This is a genomic window from Clostridium sp. C1 (assembly GCF_018223625.1).
Lineage (GTDB): Bacteria > Bacillota_I > Bacilli_A > Erysipelotrichales > Coprobacillaceae > Allocoprobacillus.
In genome coordinates, this window is record NZ_CP073631.1 from 1,295,906 (window position 1) to 1,316,036 (window position 20,131).

Below are 20,131 nucleotides of genomic sequence, written 5' to 3' on the forward strand. Positions count from 1 at the left end.
CAAATTTATATTCATGAAAATTAAAGCCTATAACAAAAAAGACCTTTTGGTCTTTTTAAATTTGCAAAAGATATGCAATCATATAAGTGATGAAGAATGATGCCACTGCAACTCCAATAACAATCAGAAATGTTTGATAATGTCTTTTCCCTATTTCCTGATTTTTTTGAATTTCATCTAATGTTTTTCCTTCCGTAAATGCCAGGATTTCTTTATAGGTATGAATATCATATTTCTTCTTTTGCTTTTCTAATTGAAATGCATAATAAATAGCAACTCCATAAATCAGTATCCAAATAAAGATACCTGCAGCTTGTAAATAAGTCCATAATGGGACAAGTGATAAAACAGCGATAAGTAATAAAGCTCCATAAATAACAGCATTTTTATTGAACTTATTCACTTCTTCTTTTTCAATTTGATATTTCATCATTTCTAAATCTCCTTTCACTAATTGATCAATAGAGACATTGAAAATCTGACTTAATAAAACCAAACTATGAATATCTGGATAACTTTTATTTGTTTCCCAATTTGATATTGTCTGTCGCGTTACATAAATTTTCTCAGCTAACTGTTCCTGTGATAAATGTAATTGATCACGATATTTTTTAATTTGATTTCCAACTTGCATTCAATTCCCTCCTTGACAACTTCATAATAATCCATTGAGACTTTTCATTCTATCTAATTTCTTTGACATCCTGTTTTTGACCTTGTCAAAACATTTTGACAAGACCATATTATACATAATAGCTTATGATGAAACAACAAATTCAAATAATCATAGACATAAGAAAACTGCATTCCTTTATCAACAAATCTCAGAATGCAGCTTTAAAATTTATTTTTATTAATCAACTTTATGAAATTGAACTTTCCATTGAAGACCAGCTTTGACATGATAAGCATCTTTAAAACTTCCTTGATTTAATCCCAAAGAGATATAATTTGATGAAGAATTGAAAATCACTGGTTTTCCTATATCAACAAATCCAAAGGATTTCGCATAAGGAACCGTTTCATCAAAATAAATACCTTGTTCATTTTCTAAAACAACATGAATATAATCTCCTTCATGATAACCAACACGATTAAAATCTTCAGTCAAAACATTAAAAACAATACTTCCAAATGGATCAGAAACATTAGAAACAATACCTTGAATATCTTCATTTTTCACATCAGCTTTTAAATATTCATAATCCAATAAAACAATATCATCAAGAGAATAACTTTCCCCCACTTCTTCAAATGTGATTTGTCCACTGGCAAGTTTTGCGGCTGTGTAGGCAAATAAATCTCTTCCATGAAAAACAGATACATTCTCTGTTCCCTGATAACGGTTCTTTGTTTCATCAATTTCCCTGATAGCTTCAATTCCAACATTATAATAAACATGTGTTAAAGTCCCATTATCTGGTGTAATGACATAATTGCCATCCTTTAATAAAGCGACACTGGCTTTTCTAGGTGTTCCTACACCTGGATCAACAACAGATACAAAAACTGTTCCTTTTGGCCAAAATGGCTCTACATAGTTTAATTGTTGACTTGCTTCTAAAACATTAAATTTTTCAATTGTATGTGTGCTATCAACACATTCTAAAGAAGCATCTACTTGTTTACAGACACCTTTCATTGTCGCAACAAAAGGCCAATCCAAACTAAAATCAGTTTGCCATACAATACATGGTTTCATTTTCTTCCTCCTTGTTAAAATGGATACCAGACTTCAGATACATTAAAAAATATTCTCCCAATAATATATCCTACAACAAATAATCCTAATAAAATATAAACAATTTTAACTTTTTTATCATTTGGTGTTTCTTCATGTTCTGCATAATAACTACGTTTCTTTCCTTTACCGAACCCTCTTAGATCCATTGCATTAGAAATATTACCAATACGATCAAAAGAAGTGATGACTAAAGGGATTAAAATCAAAATATTTTGTTTAATACGTTTCAGTAGTCCTGTTTTCTTTGGATCCAATTCGACTCCTCTTGCCTGCATAGAAACTTTAATATTCTGATAATCTCTGGCAATATCAGGAATATAACGAAAAGCCATTTCTACAATTGTACAAATTTTATATGGAACTTTGCATGAGTAAAGGCCAGCTGCAAATTCACTTGGTGTAATCGCTAAAATAAAATCTAAAGAAATCAAGAAAGACGCAATCATTTTTAAAAAGCGTGATAATAAAAACCAGACTTCTTCATAAGTCACAATATAATAATCATTAAATTGAAACCAGATAGTTTCATGACCAAAATAAAGCATACCTAAATGAGGATTCGCTAAATAATATAAAAGAATATTCACCAAATTCATCACAACAACAAAGATAATAATATATCGTACTGATTTTAACTTAGGTCTTAATGAAATCAATCCAATAATACCTAAAATAAAAACCGGTAGAATTAATCTTAAATCAAATGACATAATTAAATATACAATGAGAACAAAGAATAAACGAACTTTTGTTGTTCCGGACAACTGATGTAAAAAAGTTTTACCGGGAATCAGATTAATGATAAAATTATTCATGACGGTTCATCCTTTCATGTTCAATAAAATGTTGTGTAAATGCATCACAAGGAAGACCTATGCGTTTTGCTAGAGTAAATAAAGATGTCTGTTTCAAATGAGCTCTTTGAATAATATCCTCATCACTTAATATTTTAAAGACACTATCATCACCAATGCAAGTTCCTTCACTAAAGACAATCGCTCTGTCTGTATATTCAATTGCTAAATGCATATCATGCGTAATGAATAATATTGTGATTCCATATTCTTTATTTAAATGGTCCAAAAACGTCATAATTTCCGTATAAACACGATAATCCTGTCCCGCTGTTGGTTCATCTAAAATCATAACACCAGGTTTCATAGCCAGAATAGAAGCAATTGTGACACGCTTTTTCTGTCCATAACTCAAAGCAGAAACAGGCCAATTTCTCATCGCATAGAGATTACACATTTTCAACGCTTCTTCAACATTTTTTTCAATATCTTCTTTTGAGTAATCATGCAATGTCAAACCTAAAGCCACTTCATCTTTAATCATATCTTTGACAATCATCTGATTAGGATTTTGCATTACATATCCAATCATTCCACCTATTTCTTTAATGGAATATTGCATATAATCTTGACCTTTCAGCAAAATCTGTCCCTTTGTTGGTCTTAAAATACCACATAATAATTTAGCGATTGTACTTTTACCAGCACCATTTTTTCCAACAATGGCGATTTTTTCACCTTTTCTTATCTCAAAAGAAACATTGTCAAGAATCTGATGATCAGACTGATATGCAAAAGATAAATCTTTTACCTCAATAATCACATCTTGTGGCTCTTGAGGCTTTGATGGTATGGATTGTTGAAAGTCATCAATAAGCTGTTGGCGATAAGGTTCAAGATCAATATCTTGGATATGACTAATATGACCAGGCTGTAATTGACATCCAGCATTTTTTAATGCTGTAATATATAAAGGTTCTCTAATACCATTTTCTTTTAACAATGGACTTAATAAAAGTTCATCAGGTGTCATATCAGCAATAATTTTTCCTTCCTGCATTAAAATGACACGATCAACATGACGATATAAAACATCTTCTAAACGATGCTCAATAATCACAACTGTTTTCTTTTGTTCTCTATAAATACGGTCAATCAAATCAATAGCATCATTTCCCATCATAGGGTCTAAAGCCGCCAAAGGTTCATCGAACAGTAATATTTTCACATCATCATGCATGATACCAGCTAAAGCAACACGCTGTTTTTGTCCACCACTTAAATCATAAGGAACATGATTTAAGAATTCATGCATGTCTACCATTTTGGCTGATTGATATACACGTGGAATCATTTCTTCTCGTGGCATATTCTCATTTTCCAGTGCATATGCAATATCTTCACCAACAGACAATCCAACGAACTGAGCATCAGAATCCTGTAAAACTGTTCCAACTTGACTACTTAACTGAAAAATGCTAGATTGAACAACTTCCAAACTAGCAATTTTACAAGATCCCTGACATTCCCCATCATATGAAAACGGAATTAATCCATTGATACAATGAGCAAGTGTTGATTTCCCACAACCACTTGGTCCAAGTAACAACACTTTTTCTCCTTCATAAATCGTTAGATTAATATGCTTTAAAGTATCTTCAGTTTGAGATTTATATCGAAAACTAAAGTCTTTAAATTCAATGACAGGTTTTTTCATTATTCAGCTTTTAAGTTTCGACCACGAGAATTTCTACTAGCTAAAACTTTTAAAACTGGAATACCAATAACCAATAAAACAATAATATTAGAAATAGACCCAACAACAGATTGATATAAAGTAATTGTTAATTCTCCACCATACCATAAATATGTAAAGAATGGTGTCACCAATCCAAAACTAATACCACATCCAATCACACAAAGAATAGCATAAATAATCATATGTTTGACTTCAAAAATACCATCTTCAATATATGCCCCATATAATGGAAGTGCTCCAATAAACAATCCTAAAAATGCATTTCCAATAGACCAGTCAAACCAGAAACCTGAACCACTGATTAAATCAGCAATTACATTTCCTACTCCCGCAGCAACTGCAGCTGGAAGTGGTCCAAATAATCCCCCAACAATAACAGGAACAACCATAGCTGTTGTTAAACTGGTATTTGTAAAGATTCTAATTGAACCAAAATTCATCAATACACCAAATAATGCTGCCCCAATGGCAACCCCTACAATTGTTTTTGTATTCCAAACACCTATAAATTTTTCTAAAGTTGTCTTCTTACTCATAAGACACGCCCCTCTCTTTTTAATTATTTTTAAAATACAACAAAATAGTAAATCTTTCTCATTTTTTTGTCAATAAATTTATCTCTAACAAGCCTCATTGTTATTCATAAATTACTTTAGGTGCACGACGAATGCTGATTTTCCAATGAATACCCGTCCCAATGTTATAAGCTTTTGCAAAGCTTCCTTGATTAATAGCGACTGCCATATGATCTAAACTATTTGTGTATAACAATGTTTCTCCTGTTGATACATCAGCAAAGCTTTTTGCATAAACTAAAATATTTTTATAAACAATGCGATGTTCATGTTCAATACAAATCTCAACACGTTCACCAAAAGACACATGTAACTTTTTAAACATCTCTCTAGGAATATTTGTCCATAGACTACCAAAACGAACATCTAAAACATCAATCGTTCCATTGATGATATCATGATCCATCGTTGCTGGAATTGTCATTAACTCAACAATAGAAGCCACATCCACTTTTGAACCAATATCTTCAAAAGAAATAATACCAGCTGCTAACTTAGCAGAAGTATAGGCATAAATATCTCTCCCATGAAAAGTGTAACTTTCCCCTGAATGAGGTAATCTATTTTTAGTTTCATCAATTTCTCTTGCTTCTTCAATTCCAATTATTTTTTTAATATGTGTTAATGTTCCATTATCAGGTGTAATCACATATTGTCCACCTTTTGTTTTAACCGCAATGCTTCTTCTTGAAGACCCAACACCAGGATCAACAACCGAAACAAAAACACTCCCTTCTTTCCAATAATTCACAGTTTGAATCAAACGATAAGAAGCTTCCCATACATTATAAGGTTGTATATCATGTGTTAAATCAAATATCTTTAAATTCTCATCGACACTAAATGCAACACCATACATAGCACTGACAGCTCCATCAACTAAACCAAAATCCGTCTGTAATATTAATGGTTTTGACATATTTTTTTCCTCCTTCTTTTCTAACGTATTCTATTATACAAAAAAAATAGTTTTATTGAAAATATATTTTATCATCAACTATAATTCATCCCTATTGAAAATAAACGTATTAACCATCAAAAGAAAGATGTCAATAGATATCAAAACATGTTAAGATATGAATAAGGAAGTGAAACTATGTTATTAAATATTCAAAATCAACAGATTGAAATAGAAAAACCCATGCGTTTAGAAGACATTATCAAAACATATGATTCTAATCAGTCAATTTATGCAGGAATTGTTGATGGAAAACTATGTGAACTCACATATAGGATTGAAAAAAATGCATCCATTGAATGGGTTAAAAAAGATAGTATGATCGGTAAACAAATCTATGAAAGAACTTTGACTTTTGTATTTATTGTTGCAGTCAAACACCTCTTTAAAAATGCAAATATACATATTGAATTTACATTTCAAGATGGATTATATTGTTCTATTCAAAAAAATGAAAGTTTGACACCACAGGATGTCAATAAGATCAAACAAAAAATGTTAGAAATCATTCATAAAAAAGCAAAAATAACTCGTCATATATTACCAAAAAATCAAGCCATTGATTTTTTGAAAAAGAATCATTTAGAAGATAAAGCCGATTTATTACAATATCGTTCAAAAGATATATGCAGCATTTATGAAATGGAAGGTATCTATGACTATTTTTATGGTTTCATGCTGCCAGATGCTTCTTATCTTCACGATATTTCACTTCAATTCTTTGCTCCAGGATTACGCTTAGGACGTTATGATGTTACATTTCAACATTATAAACTCTTTCAAGTCATGAAAGAATATGAAGAATGGGGTAAACTTATTGATGTGGCTAATGTTGCGAAAATGAATGAAAAGATTATGAATGGTCAAACCAATGAATTGATGTTAATGTCTGAAGCGATGATTGAAAAGAAGTTATCTGAACTGGCATCATATATTGCGAAAGAAAAAGAACATTTAAAAATGATTTTAATTGCTGGTCCCAGCTCTGCTGGTAAAACAACATTTTCTAAACGTTTAGGTATTCATTTAAAAATCTTAGGAATGGATCCTATCACAATTTCTATGGACGATTTTTATTTAAACAGAACACAGACTCCACGCCTCCTAGATGGTAGTTATGATTTTGAAAACATTGAAGCTATAGATTTAAAATTATTCAATGAAACAATGCTTCAACTGATACATCATAAACCCGTTTACTTACCACATTATCATTTTCAAACAGGATTAAGAGAATACAACCAGCAGCCTACTGTATTATCTCCACGTCAAATTCTTATTATCGAAGGCATTCATGGACTGAATCCTCGTACGTCATACTATATTCCCGAAAATATGAAAATGAAAATATATATTAATGCTTTAACTCATCTCAATTATGATAATCATAATCGTATCCCGACATCAGATTATCGCCTCATTCGCCGTATAGCAAGAGATTATCAGTTTAGAAATGCTGATGCGACAGAAACAATCCGTCGCTGGAAAAATGTTCAAAAAGGTGAAGAACAGTACATTTACCCTTATCAGGAACAGGCAGATGTTATTTTTAATACATCTATGGTCTATGAATTAGCCATCTTAAAACCTATTGTTCAAAAATTATTATTACAAGTATCACCAAAGGAAAAAGAATATATAGAAGCACATCGTCTTTATAAACTCTTAGATTATTTTATAGCTGCCAAAGTTGATGTTCCTCAAATATCCATTTTAGCTGAGTTTATTGGCAATTCTATCTTTCAAGAATAAACACTTTTTAATATCCTTATAAAAAAAAGAATCCTTTCATTCAAAATAAAGGATTCCATCTATAACCATTAAAGAATATAAATTATTTTCAATAAAAACAAACTTATAAAATCAGAAAATATTTTGGCAAAAAATTCAATCACATTGACACAAAACTGACTTGTTGTTTTCATTAAAGAAGAAATTTGATTATCGCTTGTATCTTGTAAAGTCATCGGTGATTGAATTTCTTTTTGTGAAGCGACATCTTCTTCAAACTGCTGAATTTCTCTTTCAAACAATGTCTGCGAAACTTGATGATCACCAAAAAACAGACTGATGACACATATCAGAAGTAAGACACAACATAAATCAATCCAAAACTGTTTCATGCACTCAAATATTCATCTAAAACCATTGCTAAAATATTTAATGAGTTTTGTACTTCTTCATATGTGTTTTCATTTGCTCCCACTTCTATTAACATCATATTATCAGTGACACCTTGATTATAATGACTTTGTTTAAGATAAACACCTCGACATATTTTAGGAATTTTTTCATTCAACATATCAGCCAGTTTTTCACAACGCTTATTAACTTCACTATAATGAGAACTTCCTTTTCCTACTACAAACATGAGTTTAGCATAACTTTTATTATCTACTGTTATAGTAGATAAACTTTTTTTAATAGAATCTCTATGAAAGTCAATAACCAAATCGTATTCACCATGTTCCTTGACAGCCTGTGATAAATATTTTTGTGATACTGTATATGATTTTGCATAATCTATATGATTTTTAGTTTTATACAACTCAAAATCCGTTATTTCATAATCTACCTCATATCCTTTGTTTTCCAATAATTGCATTAAATAACGACTCCCTTCCTTAACCGACTTTGTCGCATATTTCTCACCTTGATGCGTATTATAAATATAAATTGATTTTCCATTAAGCTGTTTTTTGACATTTGTTGTTGTTAACGATGAAACAACATTTTCGACACTCTCACTATAAATATTTTGAAAAGGAAGATTCAATAAAATAACAATCACCACAATCAGCTTTAAAACAATTTTCATATTCTTATTCATGAATCCTTCCCTCCTTTTAACTATACAATGAAATATATGCAAAAAAAGTTCTTTTTAGTACATAAAAAGGAAATTCATTTTGAATTTCCTAATAAGTTAACTCATTGATGCTTGTTGATAATAGTTTTGCTAACATTTCAATATCAAAATCAATCTGTTTATCACTCATAATAAACTGATCTTCAATAGGATTTAAAACTTCATTTAATAATTGTATTCGCTTTTGTTCACTCAGTTGTCCTATCTCACCTAAAATTAAACGCCTTTGCACTTCATTAAGTCGTCCCTCATACCTTTTTCTTTTTCCTACCTTTAAAGCTGTAGACGGGTCTAAAGACTCTTTAAAATAGCCCTCCAATAAATTATAAACATCACTAACAAGACTTGAAACATGAATAACTGTTGGTACACCAATCGCAAGAACTGGTATACCCATTGTTGCTTCACTTATATTTTTACGATGATTGCCAATTCCACTTCCTGGATATATACCTACATTATTCATTTGAATGACACGACAGATTTTTTCATAACTTTGTGCACATAAAGCGTCAATCGCAATCACAAGATCAGGTTGAAATTCTTCAATCAAAGAAAGTAAAATATTAGCTGTTTCCATTCCTGTGTGTGCCATCACTCCGGGTGCAATACACATAGTATCATAATATTGATGACGATGCCTTTCTTCAATAGGATAATGATGTGTGGCACGTATTTGATGTAATGTTCGTGGTCCAATCGCATCACTCGTTAATGTTGGATTACCTAATCCTATCCATAAAATCAGTGGATCAATTTTCTTGACTTTATCCTTAATAAGTTGTGATAACTGTTTTTGAAAATGTTTAGACACTGTTTCATATTCTTGATAGTCTGGAAAACTAATTTCGATATATTTTCCAATATCATGAGGATAAAGTGAACTTGTCTGTAAAATCTCAAAGATTTCAATTGTGACATTTCCATCCTTTTTTTGATTATGTTTATAATCCTTATCTTTTGTTGCATAGGCTAATGATTCAATCGCTAAATCACTGCGTGTATAATATTTGTTCATATTCTCACCATAATAAGCATTACCAAAATAAAAAAAATCTAATCAATTATCAATAAAACATTGCATTTATCATCTATTTTTGATAGAATAACAAAGCATAAGTCAAAGCGAGGTGAAAAAGAATGGCAAACATGAAACAACAAATCAAACGTTATAAAAACGACAACAAAAAACGTTTAATCAACAATTCTTATAAAAGTGCTTTAAAAACAGCAATTAAAAATGTAAGAGCTGAAGTTGAAGCTGGAAATAAAGAAGCTGCAGTTGCTGCATATAATGTAGCTGCATCTAAATTAGATGCTTCTGTCAGCAAAGGAATTCATCATAAAAACTATGCTAGTAGACAAAAATCTAAATTAGCTAAATTAGTAAACTCTATCGCTTAATGAGATAGAGTTTTTTATTTGTTTAATATGTCAAGTTTTCTTGACACACTTTCATTTATGTTCTAAAATAAAAGTGTAAAGAAAACTTGTCAGAGGTGATAGAATGAATAAAGAAGATATTTTACAAAGTCATCGTCAAGAAAGTCATAGAGAATATATTCAATTTTTAGATTCGAAAACAGTTCCCCTTATTCTTTTGACTTTTCTTTGTCTGTGTAGCGTGATGATTATCCTATCTTTTTTCTCTCCTTATCAAAAAGATATTTTATACACAACGGGAACTCTCATTTTTAGCTTTTCTACATTTTATAGTCTTTCATGTTTCTATTACTTACATCGTTACTTATATCTCATCTTAGGTTGTATTTTTACAATTTTACTCATCATTACATTCATTTCTTTATGGTTTATAATATGGTAGGTGAAAACAATGAATAAAGAAAAAATATTAGCTTCTTATCGTCATGAAAAAGATGAACGTTTATTACAATTACATGGGAAAGCATTTATGATAGGGCTTATTTCTATTATCATTTTAAGCATATTTTTCATGCTCCTTTCATTTCAATTTCAAGATATACCAACGGTTTATTATACAATATATATACTTATAATTCCTGCAATCATTATTGTTTATGGAGTCAAGGGATATATTGAAAAATCAAAAACTTATCTAATCATCAGTTTCATTTGGTTGATTATTCTCATGATGAATGGTTTTCTGTATATTCACCTTTTATTAGGAACAGTATGAATCAAAAATTAGTGTTTAAAAATCGTTTAAGAGAAATGAGAAACGAAAAAGGACTTTCCCAAAGTGAATTAGCTCAGATCGTTGGTGTTTCCAGACAAACCATTTCTTCCATTGAAAATGGTCAATTCAACCCTACCGCAAAACTTGCCTTAATTTTATGTATTGCCTTAGATCAAAAATTTGAAGATATGTTTTATTTTGAGTTATCAGTTTGACTTTTCAATCCGTTCATTTTATCATAGATGTATATCGAAAAGGAGGAAATTATGGAACGTCAAAATATAGATATCCAATATACATGGGATTTATCCCCTATTTATGCTCATCATCAAGATTTTTATAAAGATTTAGATAAAGCAAAAGAATTGCTCACTTCACTACTACAACAAAAAGATTTATTCTTAAAAGATGTGAATCAATTCTTAAAATTTCATCAAGAAGAAACAATGTTATCACGTTATATCCAGAAATTACATTGTTTTGCACATCTTCATTGTGATGTTGAACCAAACAATCAAGAATACCAGACAATGTATGCTGCAATTTTGTCATTCTATGATCAAGTTTCTTCGTCATTAGATTTCTATACTGTCATGATGATTGAAAACAGTGAAAAAGTGACACAGTATTTACAAGACGAACAATTAAGTGATTATCGTTATACAATTCAAGAAATTTTACGTCAAAAGAAACATGTTTTATCACAGGAATTAGAAACATTGGTATCAAAAACATCTACGATTGCAGATATATCATCACAAGTTTTTGATGCTTTAAGACTAGACTATGACCCTGTTCATATTGATGGTCAAGAAAAAACATTGAATAGTGCAACTTTAACTGAATTTCTTAAAAATAAGAACCCTGAAGTCAGAAAAGAAGCTTATCATAACTTCTTTAAAGAATATAAGAAATTTGAAAATGTTTATGCTGCTACACTTTCTGGAGTCATGAAAAAAGATGCTTTCTATGCAGATGTGAAAAAATTCGATGGACCATTAGAAGCCAGTCTATTTGATGATAATGTTCCAACATCATTATTCTTTAAGATTTTAGATAAAGCAAACAATCAATATCGTCCTTTATTTCATCGTTATAATGCTTTAAAAAAGAAAGTTTTAAAATTAGAAACAATGTATAATTACGATCTCAATATTCCTTTAGTTCAATACAAAACAAAGAAATATACAATTGATGAATGTTTCGATATTATTTTAGATGTTGTTAAAATCTTTGGAGAAGACTATGTCAATATCATCAAAAAAGCCAAAGAAGAAAGATGGATAGATTATTATCCACACTCAGGTAAACGCATTGGTGCTTATTCAAGTGGATGTTATGATACAAATCCTTATATTCTAATGAACTTTATTGGAGATTATAATTCACTCTCTACCATGATTCATGAATTAGGACATAGTGCACATACTTATTTATCATGTCACAATCAATCACCTGTCAATTGTGATTATCGTATCTTTGTGGCGGAAGTGGCTTCTACAGTGAATGAAACACTATTAATCAACTATATGCTAGAACATGCTTCATCACCTCAAGAAAAAGCCTATTTCCTATATGAACTTTTAGAAAACTGTGTTGGTTTAATTTTTAGACAACCTATGTATGCTGATTTTGAACATATTTTACACACATGGGCCAAAGAAGGAAAACCAATGTCATCACAAATGATAACAGATTTGTATGACAAAAAGAATGCTGAGTATTATGGACCAGAAATCACAATGGATGAATATGTGGGTTATTCTTGTTATTATATTCCACATTTCTATTATAATTATTATGTTTATAAATATACTTTAGGAATGACTGTTGCTTTAGCCATTGTCTCACGTTTATTAAATGGTGATGAAAAACAAAAAGAAGCTTATCTCAACTTCTTAAAATCAGGTGGCAGCAAAGATCCTGTTGACCTTTTAAAAGATGCTTTAGTCAATCCTTTAGAAGATCAATTATACGATGATGCTTTCCATTATTTTGAAACAATTTTAAATGAATTTGAAAAAATTATCCTAGATATGTCAAGCACTTTGTAATAAAGTGCTTTTTTTATAAAGCAACTGATAGTTGACAAAGAGTTGGTGGTCTTTTGAATATCATTTGATATAATGATTATACAATGAAAGGTGGTTTATCAAATGTCATTAGGTCAAAATATAAAAAAGAAGAGACAGCAAATGAAATTATCTCAAGAATATGTTGCTGAAAGATTAGGTGTTAGTAGACAAGCTGTTTCAAAATGGGAAACAAACCAAAGTGAACCCTCAATGAAAAATCTTATTGAACTTGCTGAATTGTTCCAAATCAGTTTATCTGAACTTACAGATACAAAAGATTCACACATACCAATCATCAATCAGCATGTCAAATGTTCTTATTGTGGAAAAGAAGCTCGATATTTTTTAGACCAGACAAAAACTCAAGCCTATTGCTCACAAACATGTCAATTGGCACATACTGAAGCTTTAAACAAAATCCAAAAACAACTGAAATGGTTTTATCTTGGTATTATCTTATCTATTCTCCTTTTATTAACAAGTGCTTTATCTCTTTTACCATTTCAAAAAAACATAACGACAGGATGTGGTATGTTATGTCTAGGTATGACACTGATTCTATTTCCCTTTTGTACACCTGAAACTTATCAAAAATTTGGCTATCTTAAGAGCACTCAAATTGGACGTTTTTTAGGCTTTCTCGTTGAATTATATGCTCTTTTTATACTATTTCTATGAATAATTAAAGCAGTGTTTCCACTGCTTTTTCTTCTTGAAATAGAGGTATATTCAAAGGATAAAAAGTCCCTAAAACAAGTAAAATCATCAATAAAACAAAAGCGGCAACATAAATAATCCATGATGATGTATCAACATGGAAATAGACATAATAAGATAGACTATTTCCTACAATGATTGAAATCAACAACAATAAAATATCAAAAACAAGACTCTCTATCCCTAAACCATAACGAACAAAATAATAAATGAATAACAAAGAGAGTAAACCACTCAAAAGGCCATAAAACATAGCTTTCATATATTTTTTGATATCAATATCCTTGAAAATATAAATCCATAAATAACCTAATAACATTGGGTAAACAAATAGTTTTAAATGTTCAAAAACACTTTCATTCGTTGCTGAAAAAATAGCTATAAAAGGATAAGGAAAAAAATCATAAAGAAAATGTAAAAGTGTTCCTACTAAAAACTCTAAAAAAGACAATAAAACAGCCATAATAATCACCAATGTATTGTATGCTTTCTATATTTTTTTATTCATCAACAACGTAACCCATTTGTTTCATCAATGCTTTGATTTCTTTTTGACTTAATCTTTTTCCAATAAGATCTTGATCATTTTTCATCTTCATAAGTGATGTATGATCTAAAATCATAAATCCTTTAGATGAATAAACATATTGAACTTCATGATCTTTCCCATGATGTGTATATTGATTTTCTTCATTCATAAAGGCTTTTTTCGCATCCTCTTGTGTATAATAAGTATATATTTTTAAATATGGTCGATTATGTGTACCTGTCACTTGTATATCTGTCAGTGAATCAATGGTTGCATATGTATCTGAAAAATACTCATCCCAATTTCCTAAAATATGCTTTTCTTTTTCAACATAGGGTTGAATTTGTCTTAAAACGTTTTGTCAATGTTCCATAATAATACGTATATCCTCTAAAGGATAAGGTAGAGATGCAATAAAAAACTGAGATATCCCTATCATTATTCCTACAAAAAACAAGAAGAAAGTAAACTGCACCCCATATAAATATTCAGATGGATATTTCTGTTTTGGTTTATAAATACCTTGATGTTGTTTCAAATAAAATTGAATACGTCGTAAATATTGTCTTTTGATTTCTTGAAGACGAGTCTTTAAAATTGTATATAAACTCCAAACAACAATCATACATATACAAAAAGAAATAACCATTGCTAATTCTAAATCAATCGCTGCAAAATACTTAGAAACAGGAAAGTATGACATAATATGATAACATATATCTAAACAACTATAGAAAATATTTCCGAATGGAATCATCTCTAAAACTGTTTTAAGTTTCAAGTTACTGACTGCATTAAAATTTTGCTGATAAAAGATCAGCAAGGCAAATGAAATATACATTGGCATAGCCATACTTCCTAAGATATTTTTGATCGTATTGGTGCATGTTCTTAAACATAAAATCATCTGTTCATGTTTTGTTAAATCTTTGATTGTTCCTTTCATATCTTCATGATGTTTTGCAATCAAAAGATAAGCTTGATAATAAAATTCAAAAAAATCCTTACGATGTCTTTTATGAATCCTTTTTTCAAATAATGATTTGATATATAACCATGTATCATCTTCACAACAATTGAGATAATGATAGCTATCTTTTAAACTTAGTTCTCTTTTCTTTTTCTTAGGATCGTTCTTTTTAAAAAGACTCCATATATATAATGATGTATAAAACAAAATCAAAAGGATTGTTAAACCTAGAACACAAAACAAAAATGATGTTGATTGTTCTGTATAATTAAAAAGATTTGATAATGCAGGAAAAACAGTTTTTTGTAACGAAACACCTAAATCAAAACAAAACTGATAAATTCCATCAAAAACATGACTTGTAGTTAAAATAGAACTCACAAAAGTAGCACTAATAAATGCACCACATATAATAAAAAGACATGCAAAAAAGATCCACCCAATAATATTCAATACATCCCATACTCTTTGAATAACCTTTGCATATTGATATTGAAACATCTGCATTTTTGTCTTATTTTTGTGAGTGATGTCAACATAAACTTCTTCTAAATGCTCATATTCTTCTGTTTCCTTTAATCTTTTATATAATTCATCCACAAGATGTTGATCTTTAAAATCCAATATTTCTTTTAAATCTACCACAATTATCCTCTCCTATTTTTACACTATATCATATTTATTCATAAAATACTGAACGTAATCATTATTAGATAATTTGATGTCAAAATCTGCACTTAGTAAGATTCCATTACAACTCATTTATTTTTTAAAGAAGTTCGTGTATAATAAAAAAAGAAACGAGGTAAGATTATGTTAAGAACACAAACAAGATCATTTCAAGTCGGTCATATCACAATGGGTGGAAATAATCATGTCATTATCCAGTCTATGTGCAATACCAAAACAAAAGATATTCAAGCAACAGTTCAACAGATTCATGCATTAGAAAAAGCAGGTTGTGAAATGGTAAGAGTTGCTATCTTTGATCAAGAGGATGCTTATGCTATTCAAGACATTAAAAAACAAATTCATATCCCATTAATTGCCGATATTCACTTTGATTATCGTTTAGCTTTATTAGCTATTGAAAATGGTATTGATAAAATTCGTATTAATCCGGGTAATATTGGTTCTATGGATAAAATCAAAGCTGTGGTGGAAGCATGTCAAAAACATCATATTCCTATTCGCATTGGTGTCAATGGTGGTTCTTTGGAAAAAGATATTTTAGAAAAATATGGCAAACCAACTGCACAAGGGATGATTGAAAGTGCTCAAAAGCACGTTGATATTTTGGAGTCACTCAATTTTCATGATTATGCGATTTCATTAAAATCATCTAACACTTTACTTACAATAGAAGCTTATACTCTTGCCAGTCAAACTTTCGATTGTCCATTACATATAGGAGTTACGGAAGCAGGAACAAAGCTTGGCGGAACGATTAAATCAAGCTTAGGTATTGGAACATTACTTTATCAGGGAATTGGAAATACAATTCGTGTTTCTTTAAGTGCCGATCCCGTTGAAGAAATCAAAGTTGCCAAAACATTACTCAAAGAATTAGAACTGATTGATCATGTGCCTACACTGGTATCATGCCCAACATGCGGACGTATTCAATACGACCTCATTCCTGTCGCTAATGAAATTGAAGATTTCTTAAATAACATTCATAGCGATATTACGGTTGCGATTATGGGATGTGCTGTCAATGGTCCAGGTGAAGCCAAACATGCAGATATTGGTATTGCTGGTGGTGTTAAAGAAGGACTGCTTATTAAAAAAGGAGAAATTATTAAAAAAGTAAAACAAGAAGATATGGTTTCAGTTTTAAAAGAAGAAATATTAAAAATGGTTGAGAAGCAATGATGAAAAAAATCATTGCTTTTTCTTTGAAACTTTCATCTTGCATTTCTAAAAATATAGCAATAATACTACTTGGATAAAGTACGACTTTAAGCTTATTCTGTTTTATATCGTTATATTCTTTGCAAAGAGGAATATTATTTATTCTAGAAATATAATCCAAAGTCGCTAATAAATAAAAAAATTCAGGATACCATTTTTTCATAATCAATTCTAATCTGATTACTTTCTAAAAGCTCTACAACAAAGTTTGTATCTGTTATTCCTTGAATTTATGACAAACATTACTTTTAAATAACTCAAAATCACATCTTAAAGTATCTTCTATTAAATACTCTACTGTTAAATCCAAAGCTTTAGCTATTTTATAAACAGTTTTAGCACAATAATGTGTAAGTTCTATATTTTGTTTCAAAATATTTTCATTTTAATAAAGATAGATACTATTATTTTTAAAATTTCTTAGTTTGCTATGGATATTTAATTATGATTTGATACACCTTTTTCATTGTCATTAAAAAGCTGTACCTTCGAAAATATACTTTATTTTCGTTGATACAGCTTAATTTATTTTATTGGTTAGAAAATAACATTGATGCATAATATGGAGTATTGCTATCATATTGAAATGTTGCTTTGTTTAATTCTTTACATGAATCCAAATCATATTTTCTAATATCTATTTTTCCATCTTCTGAATACATTGTATATATACCATCTTGGTTAGAAATCATTTTATCAATAAATGTATTAACCTCTACGATTTTCATTTTTCTATCATCGAGTTGTATAATACAAATTTTATTACCCGGTTGACTGTGAATGCCAGAAGATACATATAATTTATTTTTAAAAATGGCTATTTCATTAGGAATCATATCTAGTTCTATTTTTTCTAATTGCTCATTGTCTAAATCAAGGATTCCAATTGAATGATTATTATCTGAAGAATTAACAAAGTATAATTTATGATTATGTATTATTGCTTTTGATTGACTATAACCATAATCAGAAATATTGATTTCTTTTATCAAATGAAGATTCAAATCATAAACACATATATATGATTTAATATGTTCTTCATTATTTATGCTCTTAAATACTAATATTTTATCATTATAATCAAGAATTTCAGTCATAATATAATCTTTATCCGTTATTTCTTTTATTATATGACCTTTTTTATCTGATAATGTTAGATATTCTATACCATTACTATTATTTAATGTATATAATCATTTTTAATTATTGCATTTAATATATTAAATTTTGGAACGTCATACGTTTCCAATTTCCCAGTTTTAAAATCTAACGATGTAACTTTTTGTTCATTATTATCAAGATACAATCCATTAGGAACAAGAGTCATTTTACCATCTTTAATCATTGGAATATTCATAGAATCACCTAAAGTCGGCAATTTTTCATTTTATCTATAAATCTCATTAAGATCATTGTCCAAATAAACAATATCAGAATCTTTTTTCTTTTCAGTTGTTATAATAAATCCAACCTGAAAATCCTTGTCGTATTGTTTATTATGTGTACATCCACATAAAATGATAATAGTCATTAAAAATACAAAATATTTTTTCATATATATCATTTCTCCACATTCATAATTATGCAAATAAATTTGTATATTTTGTGGAGAAAAAGTGAATTTTTTGTGGATATTTAAATATCTTAAAATAATAAACATATCAAACTTTTGTTGCAAAGTAATCATATCATGTAAGATGTCATGAATCTTGCTAAAACTCAATGAATGGTTTATGCTTACGAGAATATATTACAATCATAAATGACAGAATCTTGATTCACCCAAAACTTTTAATCATCCAATTTCTGTCATATTAAAGTAGTCAAATATTGACGAATTTCATAAAAATATCTCATCTTTCTACAAATTTATACAGATGATTTCATTTTTTTCTGCTAATGTATCAACAGTCTAACTTTTTTGAAGTCCAATTGTTTGAGAAATAGATTCTATTAAACGATATACACAGAAAATATCATTTTTAAATGAAACTCTTATTAAAAAAGATTGCCCTTAGACAATCTTACTCTACTATAAATTTTGCACTGTTTAAAATCAATTGACTTGCTTGAATACGATTTAAATCACGTCTTAATCCTTCTAAATCAATTTTTTCTAAAATATCTTTTTTATCCATTTGATATTGTTGTGCCATTAAATCAACTTGACGATCAACATCTTCATCACTTGTCATCAAGTTTTCAACTTTAACAATTTCATCAATAATTGCTTCAAAGATAGCTTGTTGTTTTGCAGCTGGCATTAATTGAGCATGTAAAGCATCTTGATCCATTGACATCATTTGAAGATATTGTTCTAAAGCCATTCCTTGTTTTGCTAATTCATTTGTTACATATTGAACATGTTGATCTAAAGCTCTTTGAATATCTTCATCTTCTACTTCTACATCACTATTTTCAATTAATACACCTAAAACTTTATTTTCTTTTTCAGCATTTAAAGCTTGAATATTTTGATTTTCTAAACCTTCACGAATTTTCATCTTCAAATCATCTACTGTTTCCACATCTGGAATTTGTAATGATTTTACAAATTCCTCATCAAGCTGTGCTTTGACTTTTGAAGCAATATGATGAACTGTCACTTGAAAAACAACATCTGCTCCAGCCAAATCTTTTGCCCCATAATTTTCTGGGAAAGTCAGATTTAAATCTCTTGTTTCTCCTTTGACCATACCAATCATTTGTTCTTCAAAACCAGGAATGAAAGAATCAGAACCAATTTCTAACTGATATCCTTCAGCTGTTCCTCCATCAAAAGCTACACCATCTTTTAATCCTTTAAAATCAATCGTTGTGACATCTCCGTTTTCTACTGTTCCATCTTTTTCAACAAGTTGACTTCTTTGTGATAATAACTGTTGAATTTCTCTTTCTACATCTTCTTGATTGACTTGACGTGAAGAAATTGTCACTTCAATCCCTTTATAATTACCTAATTGATTAACTTTACTCATAATCTAAATCCTTTCTTTTAAAAACGTCCATATTCTATCATATTTTTTATCATCACTTCAAGCTTATTTCAAAAAAGTGTTCTTTTTTTCT

At 29.4% G+C, this 20,131-nt stretch carries 24 protein-coding genes; 8 read left to right on the forward strand and 16 right to left on the reverse strand.

The genetic code is table 11. From position 1 onward, the window contains the following. Positions 1-55 precede the first annotated feature (55 nt). The 6 genes from KEC48_RS07060 to KEC48_RS07085 form a co-directional block, all read right to left on the reverse strand. Positions 56-634 (reverse strand): helix-turn-helix domain-containing protein, encoded by a 579-nt coding sequence (locus KEC48_RS07060; RefSeq protein WP_211965092.1) that lies wholly within the window; start codon positions 632-634, stop codon positions 56-58. Positions 635-853: 219 nt separating this feature from the next. Further along, the gene (locus KEC48_RS07065; RefSeq protein ID WP_211965093.1) at positions 854-1,702 is read right to left on the reverse strand and encodes an SAM-dependent chlorinase/fluorinase; all 849 of its coding nucleotides are present in this window, start codon (positions 1,700-1,702) and stop codon (positions 854-856) included. Positions 1,703-1,716: 14 nt separating this feature from the next. Beyond that, the gene (locus tag KEC48_RS07070) at positions 1,717-2,559 is read right to left on the reverse strand and encodes an energy-coupling factor transporter transmembrane component T (RefSeq protein ID WP_087358115.1); all 843 of its coding nucleotides are present in this window, start codon (positions 2,557-2,559) and stop codon (positions 1,717-1,719) included. Beyond that, a complete protein-coding gene (locus tag KEC48_RS07075; RefSeq protein WP_211965094.1) occupies positions 2,552-4,255 on the reverse strand; it encodes an ABC transporter ATP-binding protein in 1,704 nt (567 codons plus the stop codon). Before KEC48_RS07075 ends, KEC48_RS07070 begins: the two co-directional genes overlap by 8 nt. Beyond that, positions 4,255-4,833: an ECF-type riboflavin transporter substrate-binding protein gene (locus KEC48_RS07080; protein WP_087358113.1), complete on the reverse strand. Its 579-nt coding sequence runs from the start codon at positions 4,831-4,833 to the stop codon at positions 4,255-4,257. Before KEC48_RS07080 ends, KEC48_RS07075 begins: the two co-directional genes overlap by 1 nt. Positions 4,834-4,933: 100 nt before the next feature. After that, positions 4,934-5,791, reverse strand: coding sequence for an S-adenosyl-l-methionine hydroxide adenosyltransferase family protein (locus tag KEC48_RS07085; protein ID WP_211965095.1), 858 nt, complete (start codon positions 5,789-5,791; stop codon positions 4,934-4,936). A gap of 177 nt (positions 5,792-5,968) precedes the next feature. On the opposite strand from KEC48_RS07085, the gene KEC48_RS07090 reads away from it, so the two are divergent. Beyond that, a complete protein-coding gene (locus tag KEC48_RS07090; RefSeq protein ID WP_087358111.1) occupies positions 5,969-7,582 on the forward strand; it encodes a nucleoside kinase in 1,614 nt (537 codons plus the stop codon). Positions 7,583-7,650: 68 nt separating this feature from the next. On the opposite strand, the gene KEC48_RS07095 is transcribed toward KEC48_RS07090, so the two are convergent. From KEC48_RS07095 to gpr, 3 genes are all read right to left on the reverse strand, one after another. Continuing rightward, complete coding sequence (locus KEC48_RS07095; protein ID WP_087358110.1) at positions 7,651-7,953, reverse strand: hypothetical protein; 303 nt, start codon at positions 7,951-7,953, stop codon at positions 7,651-7,653. Beyond that, positions 7,950-8,660, reverse strand: coding sequence for a stage II sporulation protein P (spoIIP, locus tag KEC48_RS07100; RefSeq protein WP_211965096.1), 711 nt, complete (start codon positions 8,658-8,660; stop codon positions 7,950-7,952). Before spoIIP ends, KEC48_RS07095 begins: the two co-directional genes overlap by 4 nt. Before the next feature lie 88 nt (positions 8,661-8,748). Further along, the gene (gpr, locus tag KEC48_RS07105; RefSeq protein ID WP_087358108.1) at positions 8,749-9,717 is read right to left on the reverse strand and encodes a GPR endopeptidase; all 969 of its coding nucleotides are present in this window, start codon (positions 9,715-9,717) and stop codon (positions 8,749-8,751) included. A gap of 122 nt (positions 9,718-9,839) precedes the next feature. Here gpr and rpsT point away from each other — a divergent pair, with 122 nt between their 5' ends. The 6 genes from rpsT (at position 9,840) to KEC48_RS07135 (ending at position 13,610) form a co-directional block, all read left to right on the forward strand. Beyond that, positions 9,840-10,103, forward strand: coding sequence for a 30S ribosomal protein S20 (gene rpsT / locus KEC48_RS07110; protein ID WP_087358107.1), 264 nt, complete (start codon positions 9,840-9,842; stop codon positions 10,101-10,103). Positions 10,104-10,206: 103 nt separating this feature from the next. After that, the gene (locus tag KEC48_RS07115; protein WP_211965098.1) at positions 10,207-10,524 is read left to right on the forward strand and encodes a DUF6442 family protein; all 318 of its coding nucleotides are present in this window, start codon (positions 10,207-10,209) and stop codon (positions 10,522-10,524) included. A gap of 9 nt (positions 10,525-10,533) precedes the next feature. Beyond that, a complete protein-coding gene (locus KEC48_RS07120) occupies positions 10,534-10,857 on the forward strand; it encodes a DUF6442 family protein (RefSeq protein WP_211965100.1) in 324 nt (107 codons plus the stop codon). Then, the gene (locus tag KEC48_RS07125) at positions 10,854-11,072 is read left to right on the forward strand and encodes a helix-turn-helix transcriptional regulator (RefSeq protein WP_211965102.1); all 219 of its coding nucleotides are present in this window, start codon (positions 10,854-10,856) and stop codon (positions 11,070-11,072) included. The genes KEC48_RS07120 and KEC48_RS07125 overlap by 4 nt, the downstream gene beginning before the upstream one ends. Before the next feature lie 51 nt (positions 11,073-11,123). After that, positions 11,124-12,911 (forward strand): oligoendopeptidase F, encoded by a 1,788-nt coding sequence (gene pepF / locus KEC48_RS07130; RefSeq protein WP_211965103.1) that lies wholly within the window; start codon positions 11,124-11,126, stop codon positions 12,909-12,911. Positions 12,912-13,013: 102 nt separating this feature from the next. Further along, positions 13,014-13,610 carry a helix-turn-helix transcriptional regulator gene (locus KEC48_RS07135; RefSeq protein WP_206080708.1) on the forward strand — a complete coding sequence of 199 codons (597 nt, stop codon included), beginning with the start codon at positions 13,014-13,016 and terminating at the stop codon, positions 13,608-13,610. A 4-nt stretch (positions 13,611-13,614) separates the two neighbouring features. Here the strand turns inward: KEC48_RS07135 and KEC48_RS07140 are convergent, their stop codons facing one another. The 3 genes from KEC48_RS07140 to KEC48_RS07150 all read right to left on the reverse strand — a co-directional run bounded on the left by KEC48_RS07140 (position 13,615) and on the right by KEC48_RS07150 (position 15,793). Beyond that, positions 13,615-14,112 (reverse strand): DUF6512 family protein, encoded by a 498-nt coding sequence (locus KEC48_RS07140; protein ID WP_211965104.1) that lies wholly within the window; start codon positions 14,110-14,112, stop codon positions 13,615-13,617. A gap of 37 nt (positions 14,113-14,149) precedes the next feature. Continuing rightward, positions 14,150-14,422, reverse strand: coding sequence for a hypothetical protein (locus tag KEC48_RS07145; protein ID WP_211965105.1), 273 nt, complete (start codon positions 14,420-14,422; stop codon positions 14,150-14,152). A 117-nt stretch (positions 14,423-14,539) separates the two neighbouring features. Beyond that, complete coding sequence (locus KEC48_RS07150; RefSeq protein ID WP_211965106.1) at positions 14,540-15,793, reverse strand: hypothetical protein; 1,254 nt, start codon at positions 15,791-15,793, stop codon at positions 14,540-14,542. 168 nt (positions 15,794-15,961) lie between these two features. Here KEC48_RS07150 and ispG point away from each other — a divergent pair, with 168 nt between their 5' ends. Further along, the gene (ispG, locus tag KEC48_RS07155; protein ID WP_087358100.1) at positions 15,962-17,023 is read left to right on the forward strand and encodes a flavodoxin-dependent (E)-4-hydroxy-3-methylbut-2-enyl-diphosphate synthase; all 1,062 of its coding nucleotides are present in this window, start codon (positions 15,962-15,964) and stop codon (positions 17,021-17,023) included. Between the two features lie 569 nt (positions 17,024-17,592). On the opposite strand, the gene KEC48_RS07160 is transcribed toward ispG, so the two are convergent. The 4 genes from KEC48_RS07160 to tig all read right to left on the reverse strand — a co-directional run bounded on the left by KEC48_RS07160 (position 17,593) and on the right by tig (position 20,040). Then, entirely contained in the window at positions 17,593-18,159 is a 567-nt protein-coding gene (locus tag KEC48_RS07160; protein WP_211965107.1) for a hypothetical protein, read from the reverse strand. Between the two features lie 83 nt (positions 18,160-18,242). Continuing rightward, a complete protein-coding gene (locus tag KEC48_RS07165) occupies positions 18,243-18,440 on the reverse strand; it encodes a hypothetical protein (protein WP_211965109.1) in 198 nt (65 codons plus the stop codon). A gap of 9 nt (positions 18,441-18,449) precedes the next feature. Next, entirely contained in the window at positions 18,450-18,617 is a 168-nt protein-coding gene (locus KEC48_RS07170; RefSeq protein WP_211965111.1) for a hypothetical protein, read from the reverse strand. 469 nt (positions 18,618-19,086) lie between these two features. Next, a complete protein-coding gene (gene tig / locus KEC48_RS07175; RefSeq protein WP_211965113.1) occupies positions 19,087-20,040 on the reverse strand; it encodes a trigger factor in 954 nt (317 codons plus the stop codon). Positions 20,041-20,131: the final 91 nt, after the last annotated feature.

Coding starts and splice junctions, on each gene's coding strand:
- KEC48_RS07160 (WP_211965107.1), bottom strand. CDS start 18,159: ATGACTGAAATTCTTGATTATAATGATAAAATATTAGTATTTAAGAGC.
- KEC48_RS07095 (WP_087358110.1), bottom strand. CDS start 7,953: ATGAAACAGTTTTGGATTGATTTATGTTGTGTCTTACTTCTGATATGT.
- KEC48_RS07125 (WP_211965102.1), top strand. CDS start 10,854: ATGAATCAAAAATTAGTGTTTAAAAATCGTTTAAGAGAAATGAGAAAC.
- spoIIP (WP_211965096.1), bottom strand. CDS start 8,660: ATGAATAAGAATATGAAAATTGTTTTAAAGCTGATTGTGGTGATTGTT.
- pepF (WP_211965103.1), top strand. CDS start 11,124: ATGGAACGTCAAAATATAGATATCCAATATACATGGGATTTATCCCCT.
- KEC48_RS07080 (WP_087358113.1), bottom strand. CDS start 4,833: ATGAGTAAGAAGACAACTTTAGAAAAATTTATAGGTGTTTGGAATACA.
- gpr (WP_087358108.1), bottom strand. CDS start 9,717: ATGAACAAATATTATACACGCAGTGATTTAGCGATTGAATCATTAGCC.
- ispG (WP_087358100.1), top strand. CDS start 15,962: ATGTTAAGAACACAAACAAGATCATTTCAAGTCGGTCATATCACAATG.
- KEC48_RS07075 (WP_211965094.1), bottom strand. CDS start 4,255: ATGAAAAAACCTGTCATTGAATTTAAAGACTTTAGTTTTCGATATAAA.
- KEC48_RS07170 (WP_211965111.1), bottom strand. CDS start 18,617: ATGAAAAAATATTTTGTATTTTTAATGACTATTATCATTTTATGTGGA.
- KEC48_RS07060 (WP_211965092.1), bottom strand. CDS start 634: ATGCAAGTTGGAAATCAAATTAAAAAATATCGTGATCAATTACATTTA.
- tig (WP_211965113.1), bottom strand. CDS start 20,040: ATGAGTAAAGTTAATCAATTAGGTAATTATAAAGGGATTGAAGTGACA.
- KEC48_RS07120 (WP_211965100.1), top strand. CDS start 10,534: ATGAATAAAGAAAAAATATTAGCTTCTTATCGTCATGAAAAAGATGAA.
- KEC48_RS07085 (WP_211965095.1), bottom strand. CDS start 5,791: ATGTCAAAACCATTAATATTACAGACGGATTTTGGTTTAGTTGATGGA.
- KEC48_RS07140 (WP_211965104.1), bottom strand. CDS start 14,112: ATGGCTGTTTTATTGTCTTTTTTAGAGTTTTTAGTAGGAACACTTTTA.
- KEC48_RS07070 (WP_087358115.1), bottom strand. CDS start 2,559: ATGAATAATTTTATCATTAATCTGATTCCCGGTAAAACTTTTTTACAT.
- KEC48_RS07135 (WP_206080708.1), top strand. CDS start 13,014: ATGTCATTAGGTCAAAATATAAAAAAGAAGAGACAGCAAATGAAATTA.
- KEC48_RS07090 (WP_087358111.1), top strand. CDS start 5,969: ATGTTATTAAATATTCAAAATCAACAGATTGAAATAGAAAAACCCATG.
- KEC48_RS07115 (WP_211965098.1), top strand. CDS start 10,207: ATGAATAAAGAAGATATTTTACAAAGTCATCGTCAAGAAAGTCATAGA.
- rpsT (WP_087358107.1), top strand. CDS start 9,840: ATGGCAAACATGAAACAACAAATCAAACGTTATAAAAACGACAACAAA.
- KEC48_RS07065 (WP_211965093.1), bottom strand. CDS start 1,702: ATGAAACCATGTATTGTATGGCAAACTGATTTTAGTTTGGATTGGCCT.